Consider the following 25,625-nt stretch of genomic DNA (forward strand, 5'->3'; position numbering starts at 1 on the left):
ATGGTTTAAGCCCCTGGGGGCGGGAAATCATGGGCGGTTGGTCACCCCATGACTTCCGGCAGGGTCAGTTGGCCATGCCGCGCTCGCGCGCGTATTCCGACAGGCGGCTGTCATGGTCGATGCCCAGCTTGCGCATCGCGTCGCGTTTTTGCCGGCTGACCGTCTTGACGCTGCGGCTGAGCCGTTCGGCGATCTGGGTGATCGACATCCCACCGACATACAGGCGAACCACCTCGATCTCCCGCGCCGAGAGCCTTACGTCTTCTACCGGCCCCTGCACCGCGCTCTGTTCGAACTGCTGGCGGATGGTGTCGCTGACGAAGCTCCTGCCGGCCGCGGCCAAACGCACCGCCACGGCCACTTCGCGCAGCGGTGCCCGCTTGTCGCAGAGGCATGCCGCGCCGCGCGTGCGCATCGCCTGCAACACGCCCGTGTTGTTCACCATGGTCAGCACCACGATGGGCAGGCGCGGATAGCGTCGGCGAATCGTGTCGAGCAACAGCAGGCCGTCGCCGTGCCGACCGCCGGGCATGGAGAAGTCGGTGACGATGACATCGCAGGGCCGCGACGCGAGCTGGTCGAGCAACTGGTCACCATTGGCTGCTTCGCCGACGACGATGATGTCGCTTGTTTCCAGCGCAGCGCGCATGCCCATCAGCACCACGGGATGATCGTCGGCAATGATCGTTCTAAGAAGCATGTATGCGGCCGCCCTCCGTGTGCCTGTGCCTCGACGAGCGCGGAGAGTAGCGCAATGTCTTCGTGCCGGGTGGAAACATGCCAGGAATGCGTTGCGCTGTGCTTTTGCGCTACGAAACGCCTCAAAAATCGCGCGGCATTTTCAGACTAGTCTGATGTACGCACGTATCCGCATCGGCCACGCTACATCGTGTAACAACGGAGCATGGCCATGGCCGAACAGCGTTTCATCGATTACCACATCGCGTGGACGGACGACGTCTGGGCTGTTTATCGCGACGACCTGCAGATGGCGACGCGACGCGATGCCGCCGATGCGATCGCGCTGGCGAATTTCTTCGCGGACCGCGAGGCGCTCTTGCGCCGGGCACGCGTGCGCGTGTCGGCTGACAAACATCTGCATAGGGCATTGCGGGAACTGCGCCTGGCAGCGTGACGGATCACGGTGACTACGGCGGTGGCGTGCGACGCACGGCGCGGTCAACGGCCGGTCGCACCGCCGAGGTTGGTCATGTCCAGGTGCAGCAGGCGCAGGCGGGCGATGTGCCGGCCGAGCACGGCACGGTCGGAAGACGACGCCTCCAGGCGAAGGAACGCGTCCAGCAGGCGGCGCTCCATCTGTTCGAGCGTGCGGATGTAGGTAACGTCCGGGTCGCTCGAAAGCTTCACCGACGCCTCCATCATCGTACGTCGGACGCCGGCCATGGGGCCACTGGCGGTGGCGGGCTTGCCGCCCGTCGCTTCGACGGCGCCTTGCAGGTCGCCGGCAATGGAGGCGAGCGAATCGGCGGATTCGTTGAGGATGGCCTTCAGGCCAGGCTCCCGGACCCCCTTGGCGGCCTGTTCATACAGGTCGCGATCCGCAATGACGCGGCGGATGAGGCCATTCACGACACGGATCGAGCTGCGTTCCATGGGGGAAACGTTAGCGCCGCCGGACTTAGCCGGCCCTAAACGGCGCGGGCGCCAGTTATCCGCGGGTCATCCACCGGCCTCGAGAAGTTGTAGGGGCCTGCCGGAAGCGTCTCGGAGCCCCGACTGCAATTCGCCCAGCTGGCGGACCTGCGGACACAGGGCCTGGACCCGGGGTTTGAGCGCGGCGGTGACCTTGGCGGCCACGCGGGCCTGGGCGCCCGTGGATACCGACGACACCCGGTCACGCAGGTCGGCCGCGCCTTGCAGGTCGCCGCTCATGGCCAGCTGCATGGCCTCACTGCCCACGTCCTGGGTCAACAGCGGCATGATGTCCTGGACGATTTCCTGGGCGTATTCGCGCATGGCGTCTTCCTGCCAGTCTTTCGTGCTCTGGCTGGCGGCGATGCGGCGCTTGATGTCGGCGACGCGGGCATTCAGCACCCGATCCAGTTCGCCGCTGGCCGCCGCGCCCGGGGCCGCCGTCGCCGCCTCCTCGCGCACGGCGCGGGCCGCGATATCCACGCCGTCGCTGGCGATGGCCTTGACCTTGGGCAGCAGGGTGCGGACGTTGCCTTCGAACAGCGCGACGCGGTCCTGCTCATCGGGGCGGAGCGAGACGGCACGCCCGTCGGTGCTGAGGCTGCCGTCGTGCATGCGGACATTGCGCGGCGCCACGTCGGCGCGGTCGAAGGTAAGCGCATCCGGCCGGACCGTAAGGTCGTAAGAGCTGGCTAACTGGCAGGTGGTGCCCAGGTCCTGGGCGGCCGCACCGCCTGCGAAACAGGCGGTGAGCACAAGGGCAAGCAGGCGAGCGCTCATGGAGTGTCCGTGTCGAAAGACCCTCGATAGCGCCGCGTGGGCGAATGCTTGCTGAACCGCTTACAAGGCGAGCGCGCCGAACTGCTCGCGGACACGCGGCCTGCCGAGGATCCAGGCCAGCCAGGCGAGCACCGGCACGGACACCGCCTTGAGCACGACGCCAACCAGCAGGATGTTGCGGTGCTTGATGCCGGCCATCAGCAGGTCCGGCGGCAGCCCGGCCTGGCCGAGCACCACGCCGAGTTGCTGCCACTGGCCGAATGCGATCCAGGCCGTCCATGCCGCCCAGAGGGCGAGCGGCACGGCGATGACACGCATGGCCTGGCGAGCGCGATCGCGCCAGCGCAGGGTGGCGAGGGCGATCGCCATGGTGGCGAAAGCCGCCACGGCGTAGCCGATCGACCACGCCAGCGCGACGCCCGGCCGGGCGTCCGCGGCGGCCGCGTCGGTCATCGCGAACAGGGCCTGGCCGATGATGACCGAGGCATAGCCGTTGATGACGAAGCCCATGGCGGCCAGCAACATCACCAGCCAGACGACGATGCGCCACGCCGCGAAAGGCCGGGCGTGGACAGGGTTCTTGCGCGCTTCGAACACGCTCAGGCGCCCTTATCCTTCAGCGTCGCCAGGTCGGACAGCACCTGGCCGGAGTTCTTTTCCGGATCGACGTCCTTGTAGATCTTGACGATCTTGCCGTTCGGATCGATCAGGAAGGTCTCGCGACGGGCGTACTTCATGCCCATCTTGTTGTTGAGCACGTCGTACTTCGTGGCGACGGCGCCGTCGGCATCGGACAGCAGCGGGAACGGCACGTGGTACTTCTCGGCGAATTCGCTATGCGACTTCACGTCGTCGAGGCTGACGCCCAGCACGAAGGCACCGGCCTTGTGCAGCTTGGCGATGTCGTCGCGGAAGGTGCAGACCTCGGTGGTGCAACCCGCGGTGAAGTCCTTCGGATAGAAGTAGACGACCAGCCACTGGCCCTTGTGGGTGTCCAGCGTGTGCCACTCGCCCTTCTGGTCCTGCAGGCGGAAATCGGGCGCCTTGTCGCCGACGGCGGGCGCGGCGGCCCAGGCCGAGGCCGTGACCAGGCAAAGGGCGATGAGAGAGAGGAGACGACGCATGGGGACAACCTCTTGGGTGGGATCGCGTGAGTGTACTCGCGGCCACGCAAAGGTTGCGCGCTTTGAGAGGACGCCTGCCCGTGTTGGCATGCGTTGGCCCTGGTCGCGCGCAGGCGCGCTCCTACAGAAGCCGTGCGCAAAAAAAGGGCGCCCCTTGGGGACGCCCTTTAAAGCCACACCCATGCAGGCCTTACTTGCCGAGGCGCTCGATCTCGAAGTTGCTCAGGTCGACGCCGAGGTTGAAGCCGCGGCCGGTGCCGGTGACGGCCAGGGACACTTCGCCCTTGGTCATCGCGGCGCTTTCGGCGCTCTTCACGACGCCAGCGTTGGCACCACCGCTCGCGTACGAGCCGTAGATCTCGCTGATGCCCTTGACGTTGGTGAACTCACCCTTGCCGCCTTCGATGCTGAACTTGCCGGCGGTGAGGCCGCCACCGCGGACGTGGATGATGACCTCGGCGCTCTGGCCGTTGTCGCAGCGCACGTGGCCGCGGCCGTCGGCCTTCTTGTAGATCGCCGCCCAGCCCGTGGTGCTGAAGGTCATGTGGCACTTGGTTGCCGCTTCTGCCGCCTGGGCCGGCTGGGCTGCGAAAGCCCCGGCCGCGGAAAGGGCGAGGACAGCCAGACCGGTAATGCGCTTGATCATGTGGGTTCTCCGTGTGTGAGGTGGCAGGGACTGCGGTGGGAGGATTCTCTACTCACGAATGTGAAGAAACCCGGAGGCCCCTCCGGCCTGTTCAGCCATGAAACGGTTTGGTGGAATCCGCGTGAATCCACTCGCCGCAGACGCGGCGCGGGCCTACCATCATCCCAGGCACTTCAACCGGGGAATCCACCATGCCCAAGCACATCCTGGTCGGTTACGACGGGTCCGAGACCGCCCGCCGGGCCTTCCTTTTCGCCGTCGAACTGGCTTCCTGCGCCAGGGCGAAGATTTCGGTCGTCTCGGTCTACCAGCTCGAAAACGGCGCCGATACGGCGGGCCTGGTCATGGCCGACAACGGCGGCGGCGACCGGCTGGCCGGCCTCCGGCAGGAACTGGCCGGGCTCGCCCCTGCGCCTGGCGTCGACGTCGACGTGCAACTGGTCCATGGCAGCCCGGGCGACGCCCTGCTGTCCCATGTCGCCCGGCAGGGGGCGGACCACATCGTGATCGGCCATACCGAACGCGGCGCCCTGGCTCGCTGGCTGGTCGGATCCACCTCCACGGACGTCCTGGCCAAGGCGCGGGTCCCGGTCACCGTGGTCCGCTGAACGGGCGGCGGCAAACCACCAATAGCCACGCTGCCGTGGCTTTGTCACAATTCGGTCAGACGCCCCCAAGAGGGCGACCCGGTTAAGCGATCGAGGAACACCAGCAGTGAGCTACGTTGCCACCTTGCCATGGACGCTCGAGTCATTGGACTTTTCGCAGATCGACGTCGCGAAAGTCCGGGAAAACGAAGATCTTTTCTTTCTTCTTTGCAGCTCTTCCTTCGTCGAAAGCGGTTCGGACCTGTACACGCACAACCTCGTCGACCATTTCGCGGGCGACGACGAACTGCAGGGCTGGTTGCGTGACCACTGGGAACACGAAGAGCTGCAGCACGGCCGTGCGCTGGCCGCCTACGTGCGCCATGTGTGGCCGGAGTTCGACTGGGACGCGGGCTTCAAGGCGTTCTTCGCGCACTACGGATCGGTCTGCACGTCCGAAGAACTCGAGCCCAACCGGGGCCTCGAACTCGCCGCGCGTTGCGTCGTCGAAACGGGCACCGCCAGCCTCTATCGCGCGTTGAACGACGTCACCGACGAGCCCGTGCTGCGAGACCTGACCAATCGCATCAAGGGCGACGAAGTGCGGCACTACAAGCACTTCTACCAGGCCTTCCGCCTGTATCGGGTGCGCGACCGGATCGGCCGGATCAGCACGCTGCGCACGATGCTCAAGCGCCTGAGCGAGATCAAGAGCGAAGACAGCGACATCGCGCTGCGCCATGTCTTCAACACGCGCTACCCGGAAAAGGCACGCGACGACGCGGAATTCCGCCGCGTCACGACCAAGGCCGAGGGCATGCTCAAGCGGCACATCCCCGTGGAAATGACGGTCAAGATGCTGCTCCGGCCGCTCGACCTGCCGCCGCGCGTCAACAACTTCCTGGAAAAGCCGCTCGCACGCATTACCGAGAAGCTATTCCTGCATTGACCAAAACGCATCGCCCCCGCACGTTCCTACGCCCCTCACCCCCCTTGTAGGAGCGCGCCCGCGCGCGATGCTTTTTTTCCCCGGGCCCGATACTTTCCCCCGAGCCCGGCGCTTTTGTTACTTTTTCTTCTTAGGCACATCCTGCCACTTGGAACCATCAAACCCACCCGTATCGAACGTCAGCGTCGTCTCCCCGCGCGACACGGTAACCACGTCGATCGTCAGGCGCTTGGTCCCGGCCAGGTCTTTCAGGAACTGCGCATCGTTGCGGAACAGCAGCGCCGGTTCGCCCGTCGGCGGACGGAACGCCTTGATCACCTTCGCCTTGCCGTCGAACGTTGCTTTCAGCGAGCAGTCGCCCTTGCAGACGAAGCCCTTGCCGGCCACCGCGTAGAGGAAAACGCTCTGGCCCCAGTCGCTGTGCCGGCGCAGGATCAGGCGCACCTGCTCCTCGCCCGTGGGATGCGAGGACTGGATGGTGGCGGTGCTCTGCGTGCCGCCCTGCATGGGCGAGACCTGGTAGAGCCATAGCGACGCGAGCCGATTCTTCTCCGTCGTCGCCTTGTAGTTCTGTTCCAGCGGGTCGAGGGTCTTCTTCACCTCGGCGGCGGCCGGCGAATCCGGGTACTTGTCGACGATCTCGTGGCCGATCTGCACGGCCGGGCCGTCGTTATGCAGCTTCAGCAGCTGCTGGTAGATCTCCAGCTTCTTGGCCGCATCGGCATTGGCATCGTTCGCGGCGGCCTGGGGCTGCTGGTCGGGTGCCTGGCCCTGCTGCTGCGAGCAGGCCGTGGCGAGGGCGGAGAGGGCAACGAGGGCGGCGATACGGCGCATGATTTTGCGAATCCCGGCGATGAAGGCCGTAGCTTGGCGCGCGGACGCGGCGGCTGGCAAGGCGCGCTGCGAAACGGGCGTAAAATCGGCGTACGCCCCAAGGACACCCCATGTCGCCGACGTCCCCCGAAGCATCGCTGTTTCGCTATCCCGCCTTCCTGCAGTTCTGGTTCGCGAAAAACGCGTCCAGCTTCGGCTTCCAGATGATGTCCGTGGCCGTTGGCTGGCAGATCTATTCGATCACCGGACGCGCCTTCGACCTGGGCCTCATCGGCCTGGTCCAGTTCATCCCGTCGGTCCTGCTCGCGCTGCCCGCGGGCCACGTCGCCGACCAGTTCGACCGCCGCCGCATCGTGCGCGTGTGCCAGGCCATCGAATGGGTGGCCATCGCCCTGCTCGCCGGCTTCACCTTCGCCGGCCACATCAACGAAGTCGGGATCCTGTCCCTGGTCTTCGTCATCGGCGTGGGCAAGGCGTTCGAGTTCCCGGCGATGCAGTCGATGCTTCCCGCGCTGGTGCCCCTGTCGATCCTGCCGCGGGCCACGGCAGCCAGCGCGGCGGCAGGCCAGGCGGCGATGATCGCCGGCCCCGCCCTCGGTGGCCTGCTCTACGTCGCGGGTCCGGCGACGGTGTACGGGGTGTCCGCCGTGCTCTATCTCGGCGCCTTCGTGTTCATGTCGCGCCTGCGCTACGACCATGCGCCGCCGCGGCGCGAGCCCGCCACGCTGAAATCGTTGTTCGCCGGCGTGCACTTCATCCGCGCGCGCCCGGCCGTGCTCGGCGTCATCTCGCTCGACCTGTTCGCGGTGCTGCTTGGCGGCGCCACCGCACTGCTGCCGATCTTCGCCAAGGACATCCTGCACACGGGTCCGTGGGGCCTGGGCCTGCTGCGCGCCGCGCCGGCCGTGGGCGCCCTGCTGATGTCGATCTGGCTGTCGTCGCACAGCCTGAAGCGACGGGTCGGCCCGATCATGTTCGCGTCGGTGGGCGGCTTTGGCGTCGCCACGCTGGTATTCGCGCTGTCCACGTCGTTGTGGCTGTCGATGGGGGCGCTATTCGCACTGGGTGCCTTCGACATGGTCAGCATGGTGATCCGCGGCGCGCTGGTCCAGCTGGAGACACCGGACGACATGCGTGGCCGGGTCAGCGCGGTCAACGCGATCTTCATCAACACGTCCAACCAGCTTGGTGAATTCGAGTCGGGCCTGCTCGCCGCGGCACTGGGCGCGGTGAACGCCACGCTGATCGGCGGCATTGGCACGCTGGTGGTGGTCGGGCTGTGGACGTGGTGGTTCCCCTCCCTGCGCCGGCGCCAGGCCCTGGTCGAGGAACCCGAGCCCGTGGAAGGCGCTACCGGTACGATCTGACGCCCCGGCGAAAATCGTGCTATTAGTTGGACGTCTATACCGCCAAGGGGATCTCCACCATGAAGCGCCTGCTCGCCGCCACGCTCCTCGTCGCCGCCCTGCCCGCCTGGGCCGCGCACGAAGGCCCCGCCAGCCTCGATGCCGCGCTCGCCCAGGGCAAGCGCGAGCACAAGCCGGTACTGGTCGATTTCCAGGCGGTCTGGTGTTACTCCTGCTACTTCATGGCCAGCCACGTGCTCAACGGCAAGGAGTGGGACGACCTCAGCAAGAAGGTCGTGTTCTACGAAGCCGATGCGGACAAGCCCGCCGACCAGGCGTACATGAAGAAGTGGACAGTGCACTTCCTGCCAACCTACGTGGCCATCGGCCCGGACGGCGAAGAGCTTGGCCGCATCCTCGCCGAACGTCCGCGCGAGACGTTCTATCCCGAGATCAACGGCATCCTTTCCGGCGATGCGAAGCTTTCCAAGCTGAAGGCGGATGCCGCGAAGGGGTCCATGGCGTCGGTGGCCGAGGTGCTGGACACGTATAACGCCCGCTATGCGGGCACGGAAGGCATGGCCTGGTTCGATACGCTGCCATCCATGGTCCGCAACGTATCGGACAAGGACAAGCGCGTTGCGTTCGCGAAGCAGCGACTGCTGCTTTTGCAGGCGAAGGACAAGAAGGACAACGCAGGGATCACCGATGCGGCCACGAAGTTGCTCGCCGGCGATCTCGGTTGCGATCGCCCGTACGTACTCGACGACCTGCTCGGCGCAACCGAAGCGCAGGCCGCGGACGCACGCGCGGCCACGCTGAAGCCGCAGAAGGCGGCGTACGACCAGTTCCTCGCAAGCCAGGTCTTCACCGCCACGCCGACGTGCGCCGACCAGCGCAGTGCCGTGCTGGCCGGCGCCGATCTCGATGCGGGGCTGCAGGACACCGCGGGCGAACAGGCCGTGCTGCGCCAGGGCATCGAGTCCAGCCGGTCGAAGCTGCATGGGGACCTGAAGAGCGACCGTAACGCGGCCGATAACCTGCGTGTGTACCTTGTGCGTGCGAAAGCGGGGGACGAGCTCGACACGCTGGAGAAGCAGCTGATCGCTGCGTATCCCGATGACTACGTTTACAACTATCGCTACGGCCGCCGCCTGGTGGAATCGGGCAAGGCCGCCGATGGCCTGCCGTACCTAGAAGCGGCTGCGAAGAAGGCGTATGGCGCGAATACGATCTCGGTCGCGACGTATCGGGTCAAGGCATTGCGTGCGCTGAAGCGCGACGACGAAGCGAAGAAGCTGGTGTCACAGGTGGTAGCCGCGCAGGGCAAGGCCTTCCCGGAACAGGCGAAGAAGCTGCAGGACACGCTGAATTCGTGAAGCGTAACGCTCATGTAGGAGCGCGCCTGCGCGCGATGAATGGTGATCGTATAAATTGATGGGATCGCACCATCCCAATCGCGCGCAGGCGCGCTCCTACAAGATCATGGGCTAGGTTTGCGAGGTGCCGTAGGCCACGCTGTCGAGGTGTTCCACTCGCGCGATGGTGTCGAGCGTCACGGTGGCGGACCACTCGGGCCGCTCGTTGTCGATCAGCTTCACCACGCCGTTGGCCCCCTCGACGCCATCCGCGTCGACGAAGGACTGCACGCCAGGCACCACGGCGACGATTCCAACGATAGTCGACCCATCGCGCAGGTGGATGCGTACCTTCGCGTTGTCGCGCAGCTCGCCGATCAAGGCCTGCAGGCGCTGGATGGAACCCTGGTCGGTATGTACGGTGTCGGCTTCGCGGGCCATGGGTGTTCTCCTGTGAAGGTCTGGCCCCGACGCTACTCCCGCCGCGTCGATGGAATGTCGACGTTGTGCACTGGTACCCTGCGCGCTCCCTCGCCGTCGAGCACGCCATGATCGTTGTCCATCACCTGAACAACTCCCGCTCGCAGCGCGTGCTCTGGCTGCTCGAGGAACTGGGCCTGCCCTACGAGATCGTCCGCTACGAGCGCGATCCGAAGACGATGCTGGCGCCGAAGGCCCTGCGTGAGGTCCACCCGCTGGGCAAATCGCCGGTGCTCGTGGACGACGGGATGACCGTGGCGGAATCCGGTGCGATCGTCGAGTACCTCGTTGGCCGCTACGGCCAGGGGCGGCTCAAGCCGCCGGCAGACAGCCCGGATAGCCTGCGCTACACCTACTTCCTGCATTACGCGGAAGGCTCGGCCATGCCGCCCCTCCTGCTCAAGCTGGTCTTCACCCGGATGGAGACCGCCCCGGTGCCGTTCTTCGCCAAGCCGGTCGCCCGCCTGCTGGCCAAGGGTGGGCAGAAGGCGTTCATCGACCCCCAGATCAAGACACACCTCGACTACCTCGAAGGCGAAATCGGCAAGACCGGCTGGTTCGCCGGCGACGACTTCACCGCCGCCGATATCCAGATGAGCTTCCCGATGGAGGCTGCCTCCGCCCGGGGCGGACTCGACGGCACCTATCCGAAGCTGCTGGCGTGGCTTGGGAAGATCCATGCGCGCCCGGCTTACCAGGCCGCACTGGCGCGAGGCGGCGAGTACGCCTTCGCATCCGCTCGATAACGCTGAATCGTTGCTCACCGGGGGCTGGCCTGTTTACACCGCGATCACAGGCCCGCCCGCACAGTCGTTTCCCACGAGCACACGTAGAGGAAGCCATCCGATGAGCAGGAACCGCGAATTCGCGCGTCAGGTCGAGAGCGCCGTCAACGGTGTATCGGGTCGCGTCCGTCACTATGGTGACGAGGCTGTTGACTCGGGCCGCGACCTACTGGAGCGCACCCGTCGCGTCACCAACAAGTTCGCCAGCAAGAGCAATGGCAAGAAGGTCCGTTACATGGCCGAAGACCTGGCCGATGAAGCGACCTACCAGTACCGCCGCCTGCGCAAGCAGGTGCGCCGCAATCCCACGCTTACGATCGGCATCGCCGCCGCGGCTATCGGCACTTTCTTGCTGATCCGCCACGCGCTGCGCGACGACGATTAAGCCTGTCGCTAGGGACAGGAAAGGCCGGGAGCGATCCCGGCCTTTTTTTATGCCTTTTTTTTGGTCGCGCGCAGGCGCGCTCCTACAGGGTTGTTACAGCGGTACGGACGATGGGGGGTTGTCGGCCGGATGCTGCTCGACGATCTTGTCGACGCGCCAGCGTACGCGCGAGGCATCCGCCGGCGGGTCCTTCACCTCGATTTCGGTGACCTTGACCAGGTATTCGTTGCCGGCCCTCCACTCGAAGTTATCGACCGGCGCATAGTTCAGCTGCCACGGCTGGTTCGGCTGCTCGCGGTACTGCAGGCATTCGCCCTTCATGGCGCCCATGCTGCAGGGCACCTTCTGGGCGGCGATATAGACCAGCTTCTCGCGGGAGCCGTGCTGGTCGCCGGTGCTCGCGCAGGAGGCGAGCGCAAAGGCGGCGAGGGGAATGAGGGCGAAGCGCATGGCGGTGTGTCCCTGGAACGATTGCCCACAGGAATACCAGCAAAGCGTTTGCGAGACCATGCACGGGATGTGACGCCGCAAAAAAAGGGGCGCCGAGGCGCCCCTTTTTTCGTCAAACCGTCATCGGTGTCAAACCGTCATCGGGTTCGGCTTGTCCACGTCCAGCTTGTATTCCTTGATGGCGCGGCTGACGTCCTTCGCGTTGACCTTGCCGTCCTTTGCGAGGGCGGCGAGCGCGGCGTGGGCGATCCAGTAGCGATCCACTTCGAAATGGCTGCGCAGGTGTGCGCGGGTATCGCTGCGGCCGTAGCCGTCGGTACCCAGCACCGTGTAACGCATGCCGTCCGGCATGAACGCGCGCACCTGGTCGGCGAACTCACGCACGTAGTCGGTCGCGGCAACCGCCGGGCCCTGGCGATCGCCGAGCAGGCCGGTGATGTACGGCACGCGCTGCGGCGATTCCGGATGCAGGCGGTTCCAGCGCTCGGCATCGAAGCCTTCGCGACGGACTTCCGAGAAGCTCGGCACCGACCAGATATCGGCGCTGACGCCGAAATCCTTCTCGAGCAGTTCGGCGGCGGCAATCACTTCGCGCAGGATCGTGCCCGAGCCAAGCAGCTGCACGCGCGGCTCGTTCTTCTTCGCCTTGCCCGCGTCCTTGAACAGGTACATGCCCTTGATGATGCCTTCCTCGCTGCCCTTCGGCATGTCGGGGTGGGCGTAGTTCTCGTTCATCACGGTGATGTAGTAGTAGACGTCTTCCTGCTCCTGCATCATGCGGCGCGTGCCATCCTGCATGATCACGGCCAGCTCGTAGGAGAAGGTCGGGTCGTAGGACACCACGTTCGGGATCGCGCCGGAAAGCAGGTGCGAGTGGCCGTCTTCGTGCTGCAGGCCTTCACCGTTGAGCGTCGTGCGGCCCGAGGTGCCGCCGATGAGGAAGCCGCGTGCGCGCATGTCGCCCGCCGCCCAGCACAGGTCACCGATGCGCTGGAAGCCGAACATCGAGTAGTAGATGAAGAACGGCAGCATCGGCACGTTGCTGATGCTGTAGCTCGTCGCGGCCGCCAGCCAGGCGCTCATGCCACCGGCTTCGCTGATGCCTTCCTGCAGGACCTGGCCCTTCTGGTCTTCGCGGTAGTACAGCAGCTGGTCGGCGTCCTGCGGGCGATACTTCTGGCCGAACGGCGCGTAGATGCCGATCTGGCGGAACATGCCCTCCATGCCGAAGGTGCGGGCTTCGTCGGCGACGATCGGCACCAGGCGCGGGCCAAGCTCCTTGTCGCGCAGCATGAGGTTCATGCCACGGACCAGGGCCATCGTGGTCGAGATCTCGCGATCGCCGGTGCCCTTGGTGATCTGCTCGAAGGCGTCCAGCGACGGCGCCTTGAACGACTGGTCCGACTTGCGACGACGCTGCGGCAGCGAACCGCCGAGCGCGCGGCGACGCTCGAGCATGTACTGCACTTCCTCCGAGTCCTTGCCCGGGTGGTAGTACGGCACTTCGTCGAGCTTGTCGTCGGGGATGGGGATGTTGAAACGATCGCGGAAGGCGCGGATCGCGTCGGTATCCATCTTCTTCTGGTTGTGCGCCGGGTTCTGCGATTCACCCGCGGTGCCCATGCCGTAGCCCTTCACCGTCTTGGCGAGGACGACGGTCGGCATGCCCTTGGTGTTCACGGCCGCGTGGTAGGCCGCGTAGACCTTGTGCGGATCGTGGCCACCACGGTTCAGGCGCCAGATGTCGTCGTCGGACATATTGGCGACCAGCGCTGCGGTTTCCGGGTACTTGCCGAAGAACTTCTCGCGCGTGTACGCGCCGCCGAAGGCCTTGCATGCCTGGTATTCGCCGTCGACGGTTTCCATCATCAGCTGGCGCAGCTTGCCCGAGGTGTCGCGGGCGAGGAGCGGATCCCAGTAGCTGCCCCATGCCACCTTGATGGCATTCCAGCCGGCGCCACGGAACACGCCTTCCAGTTCCTGGATGATCTTGCCGTTACCGCGCACCGGGCCGTCGAGGCGCTGCAGGTTGCAGTTGATGACGAAGATCAGGTTGTCCAGGCCTTCGCGGCCGGCCAGCGAGATCGCGCCGAGCGATTCCGGCTCGTCCGATTCACCGTCGCCCATGAAGCACCAGATCTTCCGATCGGACTTCGGGATCAGGCCACGGTGCTCGAGGTACTTCCAGAACTGTGCCTGGTAGATGGCCTGGATCGGGCCGAGGCCCATCGAGACCGTCGGCACCTGCCAGTAGTCCGGCATCAGCCACGGATGCGGGTACGACGACAGGCCGCGGCCCTTGCCTTCGACTTCCATGCGGAAGAGGTCGAGCTGCTCTTCGCTGATCCGGCCTTCGAGGAAGGAACGGGCGTAGACGCCTGGCGCGGAATGGCCCTGGTGGAACACCAGGTCGCCCGGGTGCTCCGCGCTGGGTGCGCGCCAGAAGTGGTTGAAGCCCACGTCGTACAGCGTGGCCGACGAGGCGAAGCTGGAGATGTGGCCGCCGAGGTCGCCCGGCTTGCGGTTGGCGCGGACCACGGTGGCCAGCGCGTTCCAGCGGATCAGCGAGCGGATGCGCCACTCGATGGCGGCATCGCCAGGGCTACGCGCTTCCATGTGCGGCGGGATGGTGTTGACGTATTCCGTGGTCGGGTCGAACGGCAGGTAGCCGCCCGCGCGACGGGTGGAGTCGACCATCTTCTCCAGGAGGTAATGGGCGCGCTCCGTGCCATCGTGGTTGATGACAGCGTTAAGCGACTCGACCCATTCCCGGGTTTCGGTGGGGTCGAGGTCCTGGTTCAGCACATCGTCGATCTGGTCCATGGAAGCTCCGGCTGCGCCCTTGGCGCGCACATGGGGACTTAAAGAGCCGCTAGGGTGCGGGAAAACCTGTTGATAATAACGCATCGATCCGGCATACGTGGCCGTATGGCCCACCTGAATCGATCAAAATCCGCATAACTGCCTTGTAGGAGCGCGCCTGCGCGCGATGGGGATGGCGATGATCCCGCCCCGCGCCCAAACGCCCCCAAACGCACTCCCACAACATTTACAAAGACTTACGCCTGCCGCCCCTTCACCCCCGCGCGGATCTGCGCCTCGACGCAGGCCACCGAGGTCATGTTCACCACCCGGCGGACCGTGGCCTGCGGGGTGAGGATGTGGGCCGGCTTGGCTACGCCCATCAGGATCGGGCCGATGACCACGCCATCGCACAGCACGCGGACCATGTTGTAGGCCGTGTTGGCGGCGTCCAGGTTCGGGAACACGAACACGTTGGCCTTACCTTCCAGGCGCGAGTTCGGGAAGATCCGCTCGCGCAGCTCGGGGGTGAGGGCCACGTCGGCCTGCATCTCGCCTTCGACTTCCAGCTTGGGCACCCGGTCGCGGATGAGCTTGAGTGCTTCGCGCATCTTCCGCGAGTTGCGCGTTTCGCGGCTGCCGAAATTGGAATTGGACAGCAGGGCGATCTTTGGCTGGATGCCGAACAGCTTCAGGCGCAGCGACGCCTGCAGGGTCGCCTCGGCGATCTGCTCCGCCGTCGGGTCTTCCTGCACGTAGGTGTCGAGGAAGAAGAAGGTGCCCTTCTCCGTCGCCACGGCGGCCATGGCCGAGGCCTCGCACACGCTGTCGTCCAGGCCGATGATGTCGCGGATGTAATCCAGCTTGCTCTGGTAGGTGCCGACCAGGCCGCAGATCATGGCGTCGGCTTCGCCCCGCTCCACCATCAGCGCAGCGATCACCGTCGGGCGGGAACGCACCACGGCCTTGGCCGATGCCGGCGTGACGCCGCGGCGCTCCATGATCGAGTGGTAGAGCTTCCAGTAGTCTTCGAAGCGCGGATCGGAGTGGATGTTGCACATCTCGAAATCCACGCCCGGCTTCAGGCGCAGGCCGGCTCGCGCGATGCGCTTCTCGATCACATCCGGGCGGCCGACCAGGATCGGACGGGCCAGGCCCTCATCGACCACGGTCTGCACGGCGCGCAGCACGGTTTCTTCTTCGCCCTCGGCGTAGACCACGCGCTTGGGGTCGGCCTTCGCGCGATCGAACACCGGCTTCATCAGCAGGCCGGTACGGAACACGAAGCTGGTGAGCTTCTCGACGTAGGCCGGGAAATCCTCGATCGGACGCTCGGCGACACCGGAATCCATCGCCGCCTGGGCAATCGCCGGCGGCAGCTGGATCAGCAGGCGCGGGTCGAACGGCTGCGGGATGAGGTATTCGGGACCGAAGCTCGGCGGCTTGCCACCGTAGGCACGCGCGCTCACGTCGGAGGCCTCGCGACGCGCCAGTTCGGCGATGGCCTTCACGCAGGCCACCTTCATCTGCTCGTTGATCACCGACGCGCCGACATCCAGCGCGCCACGGAACAGGTACGGGAAGCACAACGCGTTGTTGACCTGGTTCGGGTAATCCGAACGGCCGGTCGCCATGATGCAATCCGGGCGCACGGCCTTGGCGTCTTCCGGCAGGATTTCCGGGTTCGGGTTGGCCAGCGCGAAGATGATCGGGCGATCGGCCATCGTGGCGACCATCTCCGGCTTCAGGATGCCGCCGGCGGACAGGCCCAGGAAGATGTCCGCGCCTTCCACGATCTCGGCCAGCGTGCGCTTGTCGGTGTCGCGCGCATAGCGCTGCTTGTCCGGGTCGAGGTCGGTGCGGCCGCTGTGCAACACGCCGTCGCGGTCGAACGCGAGGATGTTCTCCCGCTTCAGGCCCAGGGTCACCAGCATGTCGACGCACGAGATGCCGGCCGCGCCCATGCCGGTGGTCGCGAGCTTCACGTCTTCGATCTTCTTGCCGGTGACCAGCAAGGCGTTGATGACCGCCGCACCGACGATGATCGCCGTGCCGTGCTGGTCGTCATGGAACACCGGGATCTTCATCCGCTCGCGCAGCTTGCGCTCCACGACGAAGCATTCCGGCGCCTTGATGTCTTCGAGGTTGATGCCGCCGAAGGTGGGTTCGAGGCTGGCGATAATGTCGACCAGCTTGTCGGGATCGGTCTCGTTGATCTCGATGTCGAACACGTCGATGCCGGCGAACTTCTGGAACAGCACGCCCTTGCCTTCCATCACCGGCTTGCTGGCCAGCGCGCCGATGTTGCCGAGGCCAAGCACCGCCGTGCCGTTGGTGATCACGGCCACCAGGTTCGAGCGCGCGGTCAGCTCGGCCGCTTCACGCGGGTCGGCGACGATCGCATCGCAGGCCGCCGCGACGCCCGGCGAATACGCCAGCGACAGGTCGCGCTGGGTCAGCAGCGAAGTGGTCGGCGTGACCTTGATCTTGCCCGGGCGGGGAAGGCGGTGGTATTCGAGGGCGGCTTGCCTCAGTTCCTCGGAGATGGCCATGGGATCCTGTGGGACGTAGCGGGTAATGAGGGAGGCGCGCCCGTCGCGGGCTGCGCGGCAAGCCCCGATGTTAACACCGCGCCGGGCCCGGCCTTGGCGGGCTGTGTGTCGCTTTGCGACAAGCTGTGATACCCGACGCTTACGCATCACCGCGGTGCATACCTGCATTGCACGACCGTGCGGCTGCGTACGCTGCCTCTTCCCTGGTCCATCGAGAGGCATGCATGCGTTTTCCTGCTACGTTGACGCTGGCCGTCACTGGTTTTATTACTGCTTCCCCCGTGCATTCGGCCGAGCTCGCCGACGCGCACGCAGCACTGGCGGCATCGACGGCGGACGGCCGTGGCGAGACCTCCGTGACCCTCCCTTTACGCGGCGGTGCAGCATCCACCTTCCGCATGGTCGATTCCGGCGTACTCCCCCGCGCCCTGGTGCGGCGCCATCCCTCGATGCGCAGTTATCGTGGCGAGGATGCGCAGGGTCGGACGGCGCGGCTGGACTACGCAGGCAACGTCGGCCGGCTCAGCGTGTCCGGCGATGACGACGACACGCGGCCGTGGGAGCACGTCGAGACACTGCCGTCGCTACCCATGGATTTGCTCCCCACGAACCCGCGGGCGTCGCAAGCGGCAGCCGGGCTGCATGGACCCGCGCCGGATGGACGTGGCGGCGGCTCTCCCACGTCGATCGCCCAAACGCCTTTCGGAGGCGACCTGGGCAAGGCGGGCGCCAGCCATGGCAACGTGCGCTACGACTTCCGCCTGGCCCTCGCGGCCGACAGCCGTTTCGTCGCCGCCAACGGCGGTACGGTGGCCTCAGCGCTGGGCGCCGCGGCACACATGGTCAATCGTGCCAACGAGCGGATGGAAAACGACCTGGGCGTCCATCTCGTGCTCGCGGCGCAGAGCGACCGACTCATGATGGCCAGCGCCGCAAGCGATCCGCTGCGCCACGGCGAGCCACGTACGGCCGCCGCCATGCTTATCCAGCGTCGCCTTGCCGCCAGCTCGTACGACATCGGCCATGCCTTGCTCGGCTTGAATGGCGGCGAAACCGCGACCGGCACGTCATGCAGCGATGCGCGCGACGCGGACTACCTCGCCACCCACAAGGCCGCTGCGTGGAGCGGCGGCGAGGATGACGACGCCGCGCTCGAAGCCTTCATCCTCGTGCTCGGCAACCAGCTCGGCGCACCGTTTCGCAAGCCGCGTTGTCCATCGTGCCATGCGTTCGATGGCGCGAGCATCGAGCGCGTGCGCGTGTCACTCGGCTCGCGTGGTGGCCGCTGTGCGCGCAAGCACGTCAGCGACGCGACGGCGGCATGGATCGACCCGGAATCGTTGGCGGAGCCGATCGTCATCCCGGCCCACACGCCGTTCTGGCTGGATGCGACGATCGAGCCGACCATGCCTGGCCGCCGGCTGAGCTTCGCGTGGGATGAGCTCGGGGAATCGCCACGGTCCGAGCGCGTTGCTCCGTCGAGGCGATCGCGCCGCGAGTTCGTCGACGACCTGCCCGACGCAGCTGGCAGCAGGTATTTTCGCCTTACCGTGCGTGACCAAGGCGGCCTGACCGCTACTGTGGCGAGCGAAGACACGCGTGTGCAGGTGGTGGACACCGGCGGCGCTTTCGCCCTGCACCCCACGGCGGATGCACGGCGCGGCGAGGCGCTGGATGTCCGCTGGGATGTCGCAGGCACGACCACCAGGCCGATCTCCTGCCATTTCCTCGACCTGGGCTTGTCGATCGATGATGGCGCAAGCTGGACGACGCTCGCCCGCGACGTACCGAACAGCGGCAGCGCGGCGATCAACCTGCCGCCGGACGCTGCCACCGACAAGGCACGCCTGCGCATCGCCTGTGACTGGCGGCCGTTCTTCGCGGTATCGCCGAAGCCCTTCCGGATCCTTTGATCCGGTTGCCGGCTACAGGCCGAGCGAGATCTCTTCGGCCTGCACGCCCGCCATGTGGATGTGGTTGACGAACAGCGAAAAAGCCAGTTTTCCGGCCAGTCCGTGCACGTGCTGCATCCACGGCGGGAGATAGCGCGGCGAGGCGATGTCACCGCTCGCGAAATGCGCCTCCAGCGTCATCACGTCGTGCAGCGCCAGCTTGCCGGCGAACAGGTTGCGCAGCAGGTCGAGGCGGCGCTGGCGCAGCGCCCAGCGGAAGAACGTATGCACGGCCAGCAGGCCGGTGAGGTACACGTTGTCTTTCGCGAACGCCGAGCCACCCGTCAGGGGCACGCCGCGGAACACCCGTTGGGCGGAATGGAAACTGTCGGGGACGGACTGGCCGCAGACCCGGAAATAGCGAAACACCTCGACGAAATCTGCCCCGTTCATGGCCATGTCGATGGCCAGGATGCGCAGGCTGATCCGCTTCAGGCGGGGAATATCGATCGCGCCGGACATCAGCTCGGCGAATACCGCGAGGCCTTCCTGGGTCGCCGTCACGCGAGGCGAAGTGCGCGCCAGCGACGCGAGCACGGGCTGCTCGCGTCCGTTCAACGCGGTCAGCGAGTGCACGAAGGCTTCGTGTGCGAGCAGCTGGTGGCGATCGTATTCGGTGAAACGCGCGCCGCCGCGCAGGCGGATCCGGGTCGCGCCGGCCGCGGCCTTGGCCGTCAGTTCCGGATCGACCTCGACGGCGATGGTCCCGGGCGCGAAGAAGGCATCCAGCTTCGCCGTCATGTCCTGGCGCAGCTGCTCGGCCGTGATGTTGCCGGCGGCATCTTCGGTCTCGAGGTCCGCGCCGAGCTCGTCGGCGAGGTTGACGAAATAGGCCGCCGCGTCGAGGTTGCTGCGATTGCTGCCGGGGATCGCGTCGCCGGGCCGGCCGTAGAGCAGCACGGACGCCTCCGTGACCCCATCGGTGCCCGCGGCGTCGAGCATCTGCGTGGCGATGCGCCAGGACTCGGCCGTCCGCCGCAGGTAATCGGCGATCGGGGTGTCCTCGCAGGCCTCGGCTTCGATCGCCTCCAGCTCGCGGCGCGTCTCACCGAGTTCTGGACGCTGGTAGCGGATCTCCGGGATCGACAGCCGGCCCGCACTGAATTCCTCGATCAGCCGCTCTTCGACGGAGGCCGGCCAGGACACCGTGGGCAGGATCCGGACGTTGCGCACCGCCAGCAGGAGACGCTGGTCCAGCTCAGCGTAGCGGCGCATCTCGGGGGAAAGCGGGGCGGTATCAGCCTTGGCGTGCATGGGCCGGAGTATAGGCATCAACGCGACGAGATGTACTTCTCGCGGCGAATGTGTTGCACGGCCAGGCCGTGTTCCTTGAGCGCCGAAAACGCCGCATCGACCATGTTCGGGTTACCGCACAGATAGGCGATGTCCTGGTCGGCGGTCGGCTCCAGCTCGGCGAGCATCTCCTGCACATAGCCCAGCCGGTCGTGCGGACGCGGGTTCGGACGGGCGCCGCGGCTAAAGCAGGCGTGGAAATCGAACCCCTCGTGCTTGCGGGCGAAGGCTTCGAATTCCTCGCCATAAAGGAGCTCGGTCTCGTTGCGGGCGCCGTAGAGCAGAACGAAACGGCAGCCGCGCGAGGCGATCAGGGCTTCGATCTGGGGCAGCATGGCCCGGTACGGGGTCACCCCGGTGCCGGTGGCGATCAGGATGTAGCGGGTGTTCTGGTCGCCATCCATCAGGCAGAAACGGCCGTACGGGCCGCTGGCATGGATCACGCCACCGGCCTCCAGGCCGCTCAGCAGCTGGGTCGCGGCCCCGCCTTCGACGTAGGAAACGGCGATCTCGACCTGCTGGACCGGGCCGGAGCCATCGCCCACGGTACCGACCGAGTAGCTGCGCTTGGTCGCCTTGCCGTCGTCGTAGTGGAAGTGGACCTGGAGGAACTGGCCCGGGACGAACGCCAGGGGCTGGCCGTCCACCCGCTCGAATGCCAGGTGCCGCACCGCGGGGGCGAGCATGAAGCTGTCGGCGAGGCGGAGCTGGAATTGTTCGGCCATGGAAAGTCTCTGTTGACGCCAGGGAACATGGTCGCCCGGCAAAGCCCGGTATAATAGGCGGCTTGTCATCCCGGCGCAGCCCATGACCACTCCTGCCTTACACGTCAAAGATTTACGCAAGACCTACGGCAACGGCGTCGAGGCCCTGAAAGGGGTTTCGCTGACCGTCCAGCCGGGGGACTTCTTCGCCCTGCTCGGCCCGAACGGTGCCGGCAAGTCCACCCTGATCGGCATCCTGTCCTCGCTGGTCAACGCCAGCTCGGGCGATGCCGAGGTGTTCGGCGTATCGATCCACAAGCGGCGCAGCGATGCGATGCGCCTGATCGGCCTGGTCCCCCAGGAGATCAACTTCAACCAGTTCGAGAAGCCGTTCGACATCTGCGTGAACCAGGCCGGCTTCTACGGCATCGGTCGCGCCGAAGCGGCGGTGCGCGCCGAGAAATACCTGCGCGAGCTGCGCCTGTGGGAGAAAGCCCACGAGCAGGCCCGCACCCTGTCGGGCGGCATGAAGCGGCGCCTGATGATCGCCCGCGCCATGATGAACGAGCCGAAGCTGCTGATCCTCGACGAGCCCACCGCGGGCGTCGACATCGAGATCCGCCGTTCGATGTGGCAGTTCGTCAGCGGCATCAACGCCGCGGGCACCACCGTGATCCTCACCACGCATTACCTCGAGGAAGCGGAGCAGCTCTGCCGCAACATCGCCATCATCGACCAGGGCCGCATCGTCAAGAACACCACGATGAAGAGCCTGCTGTCGACGCTGGACGTGGAAACCTTCGTGCTCGACGTGAACCGCAGCGGCGGCGACCTGCCTTCCCTGCCCGGCGTCACCCTGCGCGTGGTCGACGACCACACGCTGGAAGCCGAGATGTCGCGCGCGCACGACCTGAACTCGTTGTTCGCCGCGCTTTCCGCGCACGGCATCACCGTCACGTCGATGCGCAACAAAGCCAACCGCCTTGAGGAACTGTTCGTCCGCCTGGTCGAGCACGGCCGGGAGAACGCCGCATGAGCAACCATCTCATCGCCCTGGGCACGATCGTCCGTCGCGAGATCGTGCGCATCATGCGCATCTGGACGCAGACGCTGATCCCGCCGGCCATCACGATGACGCTCTACTTCGTCATCTTCGGCAAGCTGATCGGCAGCCGCATCGGCACCATGCATGGCTTCACCTACATGCAGTACATCGTGCCGGGCCTGGTCATGATGTCGATCATCACCAACAGCTACGGCAACATCTCCTCGTCCTTCTTCGGTGCCAAGTTCGGCCGTTTCGTCGAAGAGATGCTGGTGTCGCCGATGCCGAACTGGGTGATCCTGCTCGGCTACGTCACCGGCGCGGTGACCCGCGGCCTGGTCGTCGGCATCCTGGTGCTGATCATCGCGCTGTTCTTCACCGACCTGCACGTGGCGCATCCGCTGACGACGTTCTTCTCGGTCCTGCTCGGCGCGACCGTGTTCTCGCTGGCCGGCTTCGTCAACGCGGTGTACGCCAAGAAGTTCGACGACATCGCCCTGGTGCCGACCTTCGTGCTCACCCCGCTGACCTACCTCGGCGGCGTGTTCTATTCGGTCGACCTGCTCAGCGAGCCGTGGCACAGCATTTCGCTGGTCAACCCGATCCTGTACATGGTCAACGCGTTCCGCTTCGGCGTGCTCGGCGTCAGCGACGTGCCGATCGTCACCGCGTTTGCCGTGATGCTGGTCTTCGTCGTCGGCCTTGCGGCCGTGGCCCTTCGCCTGCTCTCGCGCGGCGTCGGCCTTCGCTCCTAAGCCGATGCGCGTCAACAAGTACATTGCCGAGTCCGGCCTGTGCTCGCGCCGCGAAGCGGACGAGTTGCTGCAGGCCGGCCGGGTCATGATCAACGATGAAGTCGTCGGCATGGGCGCCAAGGCGCTCGACGGCGACGTGGTGAAGGTCGATGGCGATGTCGTCGTCGCCCGCACCGTCGCGCCCGAGTCGACCAAGAACCGCGGCGTGTATATCGCGCTGAACAAGCCGGTCGGGATCACCTGCACGACGGACACCACGGTCGAAGGCAACATCGTCGACTTCGTCGACCACCAGCAACGGATCTTCCCGATCGGGCGGCTGGACAAGGATTCGGAAGGCCTGATCCTGCTGACCAGCAACGGCGACATCGTCAACGAGATCCTCCGTTCGGAGAACAACCACGAGAAGGAATACCTCGTGGGCGTGAACAAGGCGGTCACCGATGAGTTTCTCGCCGGGATGGCCAGGGGCGTGCGCATCCATGGCCAGATGACCCGGCCGTGCAAGGTGCGCCGGATCGCGAAGTTCGGCTTCGCCATCATCCTCACCCAGGGGCTGAATCGCCAGATCCGCCTGATGGCTGCCGAGTTCGGCTATCGCGTCACCCAGCTGCGCCGCGTACGCATCATCAACGTGAAGCTGGGCCACCTCAAGGTGGGCCAGTGGCGCAACCTGACGGAAGCCGAGTTGAAGGGCTTGTTGCCCGGGCGGACACGCTGGTAACGCCGTGCCGGTGGCGCTGCGATCCCTGCAATCCTTGCGATCGCGGCATCTGACGACAACTACGTAGGCAGTCGCCTACGTCACGCATCGGCTGAACGCCGGTCGCTGTGGGGCATCGCCTGATCCTTCGCCGCGACGCGTTCGGGGAAACTCAGTGACACCTGGTTGCCAGGTTCACCTCCAAAGGAGTTTCCCCCGACATGATGTCACTGCGTACCTGCGCGATGCTCGCGTGCCTCGCTCCGCTACCCGTCACAGCGGCCATCGCGCCGTCCATCCAAACGGATGTCTATCGCGAACTGTTGAAGTATCGCGTCGACGGCCCGCACGACGACCGGGTTACCTTTTCCGACGCCGCCCTCGGCACGCCGGCATTGCTACGCATGCTCCTGGTCGATGCCCGTTCGCCCTACAGCGAGCTGGTGGCGATGCCCGACATGCTCAACGAGCTCTGGTGGGAAGATTTCAGTTCTCGCATAGCCCCCGGCCAGCCACCGGGTTCCGTGCTCGAGGCCCTTCAGTGGCAGCTTGGGCTTACCAAGGCTCGGCCGGGACGCGAGGTCGATGTCTCCCGCGTGGATGCCGCCGCCTTTCGGGGCGTTGAAGCAGCCGCCGGTGCGATCAAGGCAGGCATCCCCTACGACGTCTTCATGAAAGCGTGGGATATGAATCCGTCGGGCGTGACGCTCGCGGCCCATGATGCCGTCGCCCTTCAGTTGCTCCGCGAACAGATGGCCCGCACCCCGCGATCCATGTGGCCCGCGCTGGGAATCGAGTCGTCGGTACTGGACCGCTACATGGCGGCTCGTAGTGGCGACGACATATCGCATGACGATGCCGAGTATCTCGTCGGCATCGTCACGATGGCCCTGCGCAGCAGGGACCCTGGCACCGGCACGGACGGAAAGCCCCGGCTCCCGGCCGCCTACCGGATCGCGCGCACGGCAGCGGCATACAAGGATATCAGGGGATATTTTCGCGGCAGCCCGCTCTGCGTAAACCACGACCCCAATGACGACCTTCCAAGGGACGCCAGTGCCTACGACGACAACAGCCCGCTGTGTTTCGTCGGAGCGACCGATCGCGCGGTGCTCGCCTGGTACCGCTCGGAATGGCGGCTGGAGCGACAGAGGATACCAATCCATGAAAATGCCCATCCAACATGGCACCGCGCCATGCTGATCTTCGGCCTCGCCATGCCGCTCATGGACATCGCCGCACTCGTTGAATTCTCGGAGGCATCGGTCGCCGGCGACATGGCCGAGACGTCCGGGCTCGAAGACGCCGAAGCCGAGGCAGCCGACGCGCGGGCCAGCTCGCTCAGCTGCGGAGTGCGAAGCGCATGAACGCATTGAACCTGGCCACGACCACCGCGCTCGCCCTCGCCTGCCTGTCCCCGTCGACCCGTGCTGCTCCCGGCGACGACCAGGTTGTGCCCTACGAAATCAAGCTCATGAAAGGCGCTGGCAACGTCGCTGTCTTCCTCGCCCACGATGCGGAGGTCCATGTAGAAGCACTGAGGAAGGGCGTTGCCGTGACGCAGGCGACGACGTCGTACGCGAACACCCCCGTACCCGTCAGGGGTAACCATAACTTCCGGAAGCAGCTGGCTGCCAAGGCCAGGGGTGCAACCCTCGCGCGGCTCGACTACCGCTCGGCCGCGACCGGCGAAACGATCAGGGTCCATGCACGCAGTGGCGCGTCGATTGAGCGAACGATCCAGCAAGTGGCAGGAAGGAGAAGCCAGGGTGCGACCAGTGGCTCCGAATCCGAGGCCGGCGCCCAGATCAGTCCCGCCGAGGCGCTCGCCGACGCCAGGGATGTGCAGTTTTATCCGCCGTCGGACATTCGAGCGACCAACATGCGACAGCGTGACAACTGGGTCGTCGAGCCTTCGGCTGAAACCGAGGGTCCTCGAAAGGGTGAGATCATCCATGGCACCGATGCGGAACTCAAGGCACTCCGGCAGCTTGAGTTTGAGTTTGAGAAAAACCCCGGGCTCAGCGTGGCGGGAGGCGAGGTCACGGGCTATGTCAGCAAGACGGTCTGCCATTCCTGTGACGCCGCCTTCAAGGCATTCGCCAGGAAATACAAGGTCAGCGGGACAATCTACTATCTCGATGAGACGAGCGTGAAGGACTCCGCTACGTTGGCCGACACCGTTGGCGACGACATCACCGCGGCGAGCCGGGCGTCGTCCGCTGTGCTCAGCCGGATACGTAAAGACCTTGGCTGGCAGCGTCTGGTCGAAAGCGAGGTGGATCCCGACGCGGCTTCGTGGTCCGGCCCCTACGACGTGGAGCGCCTTGCCGCCGCGGAAGCGGGCGAGCTCACGGCCAGCGAGCGCTGCCTTTCCGATTGACGGCTTCGTACGATCACCCGACAGGAACCCCCGATGCGAAAGCCATCACCCCGAGCGAT

General features: G+C 65.8%; 26 protein-coding genes. 13 read left to right on the forward strand and 13 right to left on the reverse strand.

What is annotated here, in order from left to right; genetic code table 11:
- Positions 1–64: 64 nt before the first annotated feature.
- Complete coding sequence (locus KPL74_15430; protein ID QWT19131.1) at positions 65–700, reverse strand: response regulator; 636 nt, start codon at positions 698–700, stop codon at positions 65–67.
- 210 nt (positions 701–910) lie between these two features.
- On the opposite strand from KPL74_15430, the gene KPL74_15435 reads away from it, so the two are divergent.
- A complete protein-coding gene (locus KPL74_15435; protein QWT19132.1) occupies positions 911–1,135 on the forward strand; it encodes a hypothetical protein in 225 nt (74 codons plus the stop codon).
- 44 nt (positions 1,136–1,179) lie between these two features.
- On the opposite strand, the gene KPL74_15440 is transcribed toward KPL74_15435, so the two are convergent.
- The 5 genes from KPL74_15440 to KPL74_15460 form a co-directional block, all read right to left on the reverse strand.
- Positions 1,180–1,614, reverse strand: coding sequence for a PA2169 family four-helix-bundle protein (locus KPL74_15440; protein ID QWT19133.1), 435 nt, complete (start codon positions 1,612–1,614; stop codon positions 1,180–1,182).
- A 66-nt stretch (positions 1,615–1,680) separates the two neighbouring features.
- Positions 1,681–2,433: a YggN family protein gene (locus tag KPL74_15445; protein ID QWT19134.1), complete on the reverse strand. Its 753-nt coding sequence runs from the start codon at positions 2,431–2,433 to the stop codon at positions 1,681–1,683.
- A 60-nt stretch (positions 2,434–2,493) separates the two neighbouring features.
- Positions 2,494–3,030: a hypothetical protein gene (locus KPL74_15450; protein QWT19135.1), complete on the reverse strand. Its 537-nt coding sequence runs from the start codon at positions 3,028–3,030 to the stop codon at positions 2,494–2,496.
- 2 nt (positions 3,031–3,032) lie between these two features.
- Positions 3,033–3,557, reverse strand: a complete 525-nt coding sequence (locus tag KPL74_15455; GenBank protein ID QWT19136.1) for a peroxiredoxin — start codon at positions 3,555–3,557, stop codon at positions 3,033–3,035.
- Positions 3,558–3,747: 190 nt separating this feature from the next.
- Positions 3,748–4,203, reverse strand: a complete 456-nt coding sequence (locus tag KPL74_15460) for a hypothetical protein (protein QWT19137.1) — start codon at positions 4,201–4,203, stop codon at positions 3,748–3,750.
- A gap of 191 nt (positions 4,204–4,394) precedes the next feature.
- Between KPL74_15460 and KPL74_15465 the strand changes: the two genes are divergently transcribed.
- Entirely contained in the window at positions 4,395–4,811 is a 417-nt protein-coding gene (locus tag KPL74_15465; protein ID QWT19138.1) for a universal stress protein, read from the forward strand.
- 106 nt (positions 4,812–4,917) lie between these two features.
- Positions 4,918–5,739, forward strand: a complete 822-nt coding sequence (locus tag KPL74_15470) for a ferritin-like domain-containing protein (GenBank protein ID QWT19139.1) — start codon at positions 4,918–4,920, stop codon at positions 5,737–5,739.
- Between the two features lie 117 nt (positions 5,740–5,856).
- Here the strand turns inward: KPL74_15470 and KPL74_15475 are convergent, their stop codons facing one another.
- A complete protein-coding gene (locus KPL74_15475; protein QWT19140.1) occupies positions 5,857–6,573 on the reverse strand; it encodes a hypothetical protein in 717 nt (238 codons plus the stop codon).
- 110 nt (positions 6,574–6,683) lie between these two features.
- Between KPL74_15475 and KPL74_15480 the strand changes: the two genes are divergently transcribed.
- Together KPL74_15480 and KPL74_15485 are read left to right on the forward strand one after the other, a co-directional pair.
- Entirely contained in the window at positions 6,684–7,940 is a 1,257-nt protein-coding gene (locus tag KPL74_15480) for an MFS transporter (GenBank protein ID QWT19141.1), read from the forward strand.
- A gap of 59 nt (positions 7,941–7,999) precedes the next feature.
- Positions 8,000–9,298 (forward strand): thioredoxin family protein, encoded by a 1,299-nt coding sequence (locus tag KPL74_15485; protein ID QWT19142.1) that lies wholly within the window; start codon positions 8,000–8,002, stop codon positions 9,296–9,298.
- Positions 9,299–9,409: 111 nt separating this feature from the next.
- Here KPL74_15485 and KPL74_15490 read toward each other — a convergent pair whose 3' ends face one another.
- Entirely contained in the window at positions 9,410–9,718 is a 309-nt protein-coding gene (locus KPL74_15490; protein QWT19143.1) for a DUF3247 family protein, read from the reverse strand.
- A 107-nt stretch (positions 9,719–9,825) separates the two neighbouring features.
- Between KPL74_15490 and KPL74_15495 the strand changes: the two genes are divergently transcribed.
- Positions 9,826–10,503, forward strand: a complete 678-nt coding sequence (locus KPL74_15495; protein QWT19144.1) for a glutathione S-transferase — start codon at positions 9,826–9,828, stop codon at positions 10,501–10,503.
- 100 nt (positions 10,504–10,603) lie between these two features.
- Positions 10,604–10,927, forward strand: coding sequence for a hypothetical protein (locus tag KPL74_15500; GenBank protein ID QWT19145.1), 324 nt, complete (start codon positions 10,604–10,606; stop codon positions 10,925–10,927).
- Positions 10,928–11,020: 93 nt separating this feature from the next.
- On the opposite strand, the gene KPL74_15505 is transcribed toward KPL74_15500, so the two are convergent.
- The 3 genes from KPL74_15505 to KPL74_15515 all read right to left on the reverse strand — a co-directional run bounded on the left by KPL74_15505 (position 11,021) and on the right by KPL74_15515 (position 16,725).
- Entirely contained in the window at positions 11,021–11,377 is a 357-nt protein-coding gene (locus KPL74_15505) for a DUF4377 domain-containing protein (GenBank protein QWT19146.1), read from the reverse strand.
- Positions 11,378–11,506: 129 nt separating this feature from the next.
- Entirely contained in the window at positions 11,507–14,200 is a 2,694-nt protein-coding gene (gene aceE / locus KPL74_15510; protein QWT19147.1) for a pyruvate dehydrogenase (acetyl-transferring), homodimeric type, read from the reverse strand.
- 236 nt (positions 14,201–14,436) lie between these two features.
- A complete protein-coding gene (locus KPL74_15515) occupies positions 14,437–16,725 on the reverse strand; it encodes an NADP-dependent malic enzyme (GenBank protein ID QWT22624.1) in 2,289 nt (762 codons plus the stop codon).
- 230 nt (positions 16,726–16,955) lie between these two features.
- On the opposite strand from KPL74_15515, the gene KPL74_15520 reads away from it, so the two are divergent.
- Positions 16,956–18,644, forward strand: coding sequence for a hypothetical protein (locus KPL74_15520; GenBank protein QWT19148.1), 1,689 nt, complete (start codon positions 16,956–16,958; stop codon positions 18,642–18,644).
- 12 nt (positions 18,645–18,656) lie between these two features.
- Here KPL74_15520 and KPL74_15525 read toward each other — a convergent pair whose 3' ends face one another.
- Positions 18,657–19,937, reverse strand: a complete 1,281-nt coding sequence (locus KPL74_15525) for a flavohemoglobin expression-modulating QEGLA motif protein (GenBank protein QWT19149.1) — start codon at positions 19,935–19,937, stop codon at positions 18,657–18,659.
- Positions 19,938–19,954: 17 nt separating this feature from the next.
- Positions 19,955–20,701 (reverse strand): hypothetical protein, encoded by a 747-nt coding sequence (locus tag KPL74_15530; GenBank protein QWT19150.1) that lies wholly within the window; start codon positions 20,699–20,701, stop codon positions 19,955–19,957.
- 82 nt (positions 20,702–20,783) lie between these two features.
- Between KPL74_15530 and KPL74_15535 the strand changes: the two genes are divergently transcribed.
- From KPL74_15535 to KPL74_15555, 5 genes are all read left to right on the forward strand, one after another.
- Positions 20,784–21,716 (forward strand): ABC transporter ATP-binding protein, encoded by a 933-nt coding sequence (locus tag KPL74_15535; GenBank protein ID QWT19151.1) that lies wholly within the window; start codon positions 20,784–20,786, stop codon positions 21,714–21,716.
- A complete protein-coding gene (locus KPL74_15540) occupies positions 21,713–22,480 on the forward strand; it encodes an ABC transporter permease (GenBank protein QWT19152.1) in 768 nt (255 codons plus the stop codon). Before KPL74_15535 ends, KPL74_15540 begins: the two co-directional genes overlap by 4 nt.
- Before the next feature lie 4 nt (positions 22,481–22,484).
- Positions 22,485–23,204, forward strand: coding sequence for a pseudouridine synthase (locus KPL74_15545; protein QWT19153.1), 720 nt, complete (start codon positions 22,485–22,487; stop codon positions 23,202–23,204).
- A gap of 200 nt (positions 23,205–23,404) precedes the next feature.
- Positions 23,405–24,550, forward strand: coding sequence for a hypothetical protein (locus KPL74_15550; GenBank protein QWT19154.1), 1,146 nt, complete (start codon positions 23,405–23,407; stop codon positions 24,548–24,550).
- Positions 24,547–25,566 carry a hypothetical protein gene (locus KPL74_15555; protein QWT19155.1) on the forward strand — a complete coding sequence of 340 codons (1,020 nt, stop codon included), beginning with the start codon at positions 24,547–24,549 and terminating at the stop codon, positions 25,564–25,566. The genes KPL74_15550 and KPL74_15555 overlap by 4 nt, the downstream gene beginning before the upstream one ends.
- Positions 25,567–25,625: the final 59 nt, after the last annotated feature.

Origin of the sequence: Bacillus sp. NP157 (assembly GCA_018889975.1) — a bacterium.
Taxonomy (GTDB): Bacteria; Pseudomonadota; Gammaproteobacteria; order Xanthomonadales; family Rhodanobacteraceae; genus Luteibacter.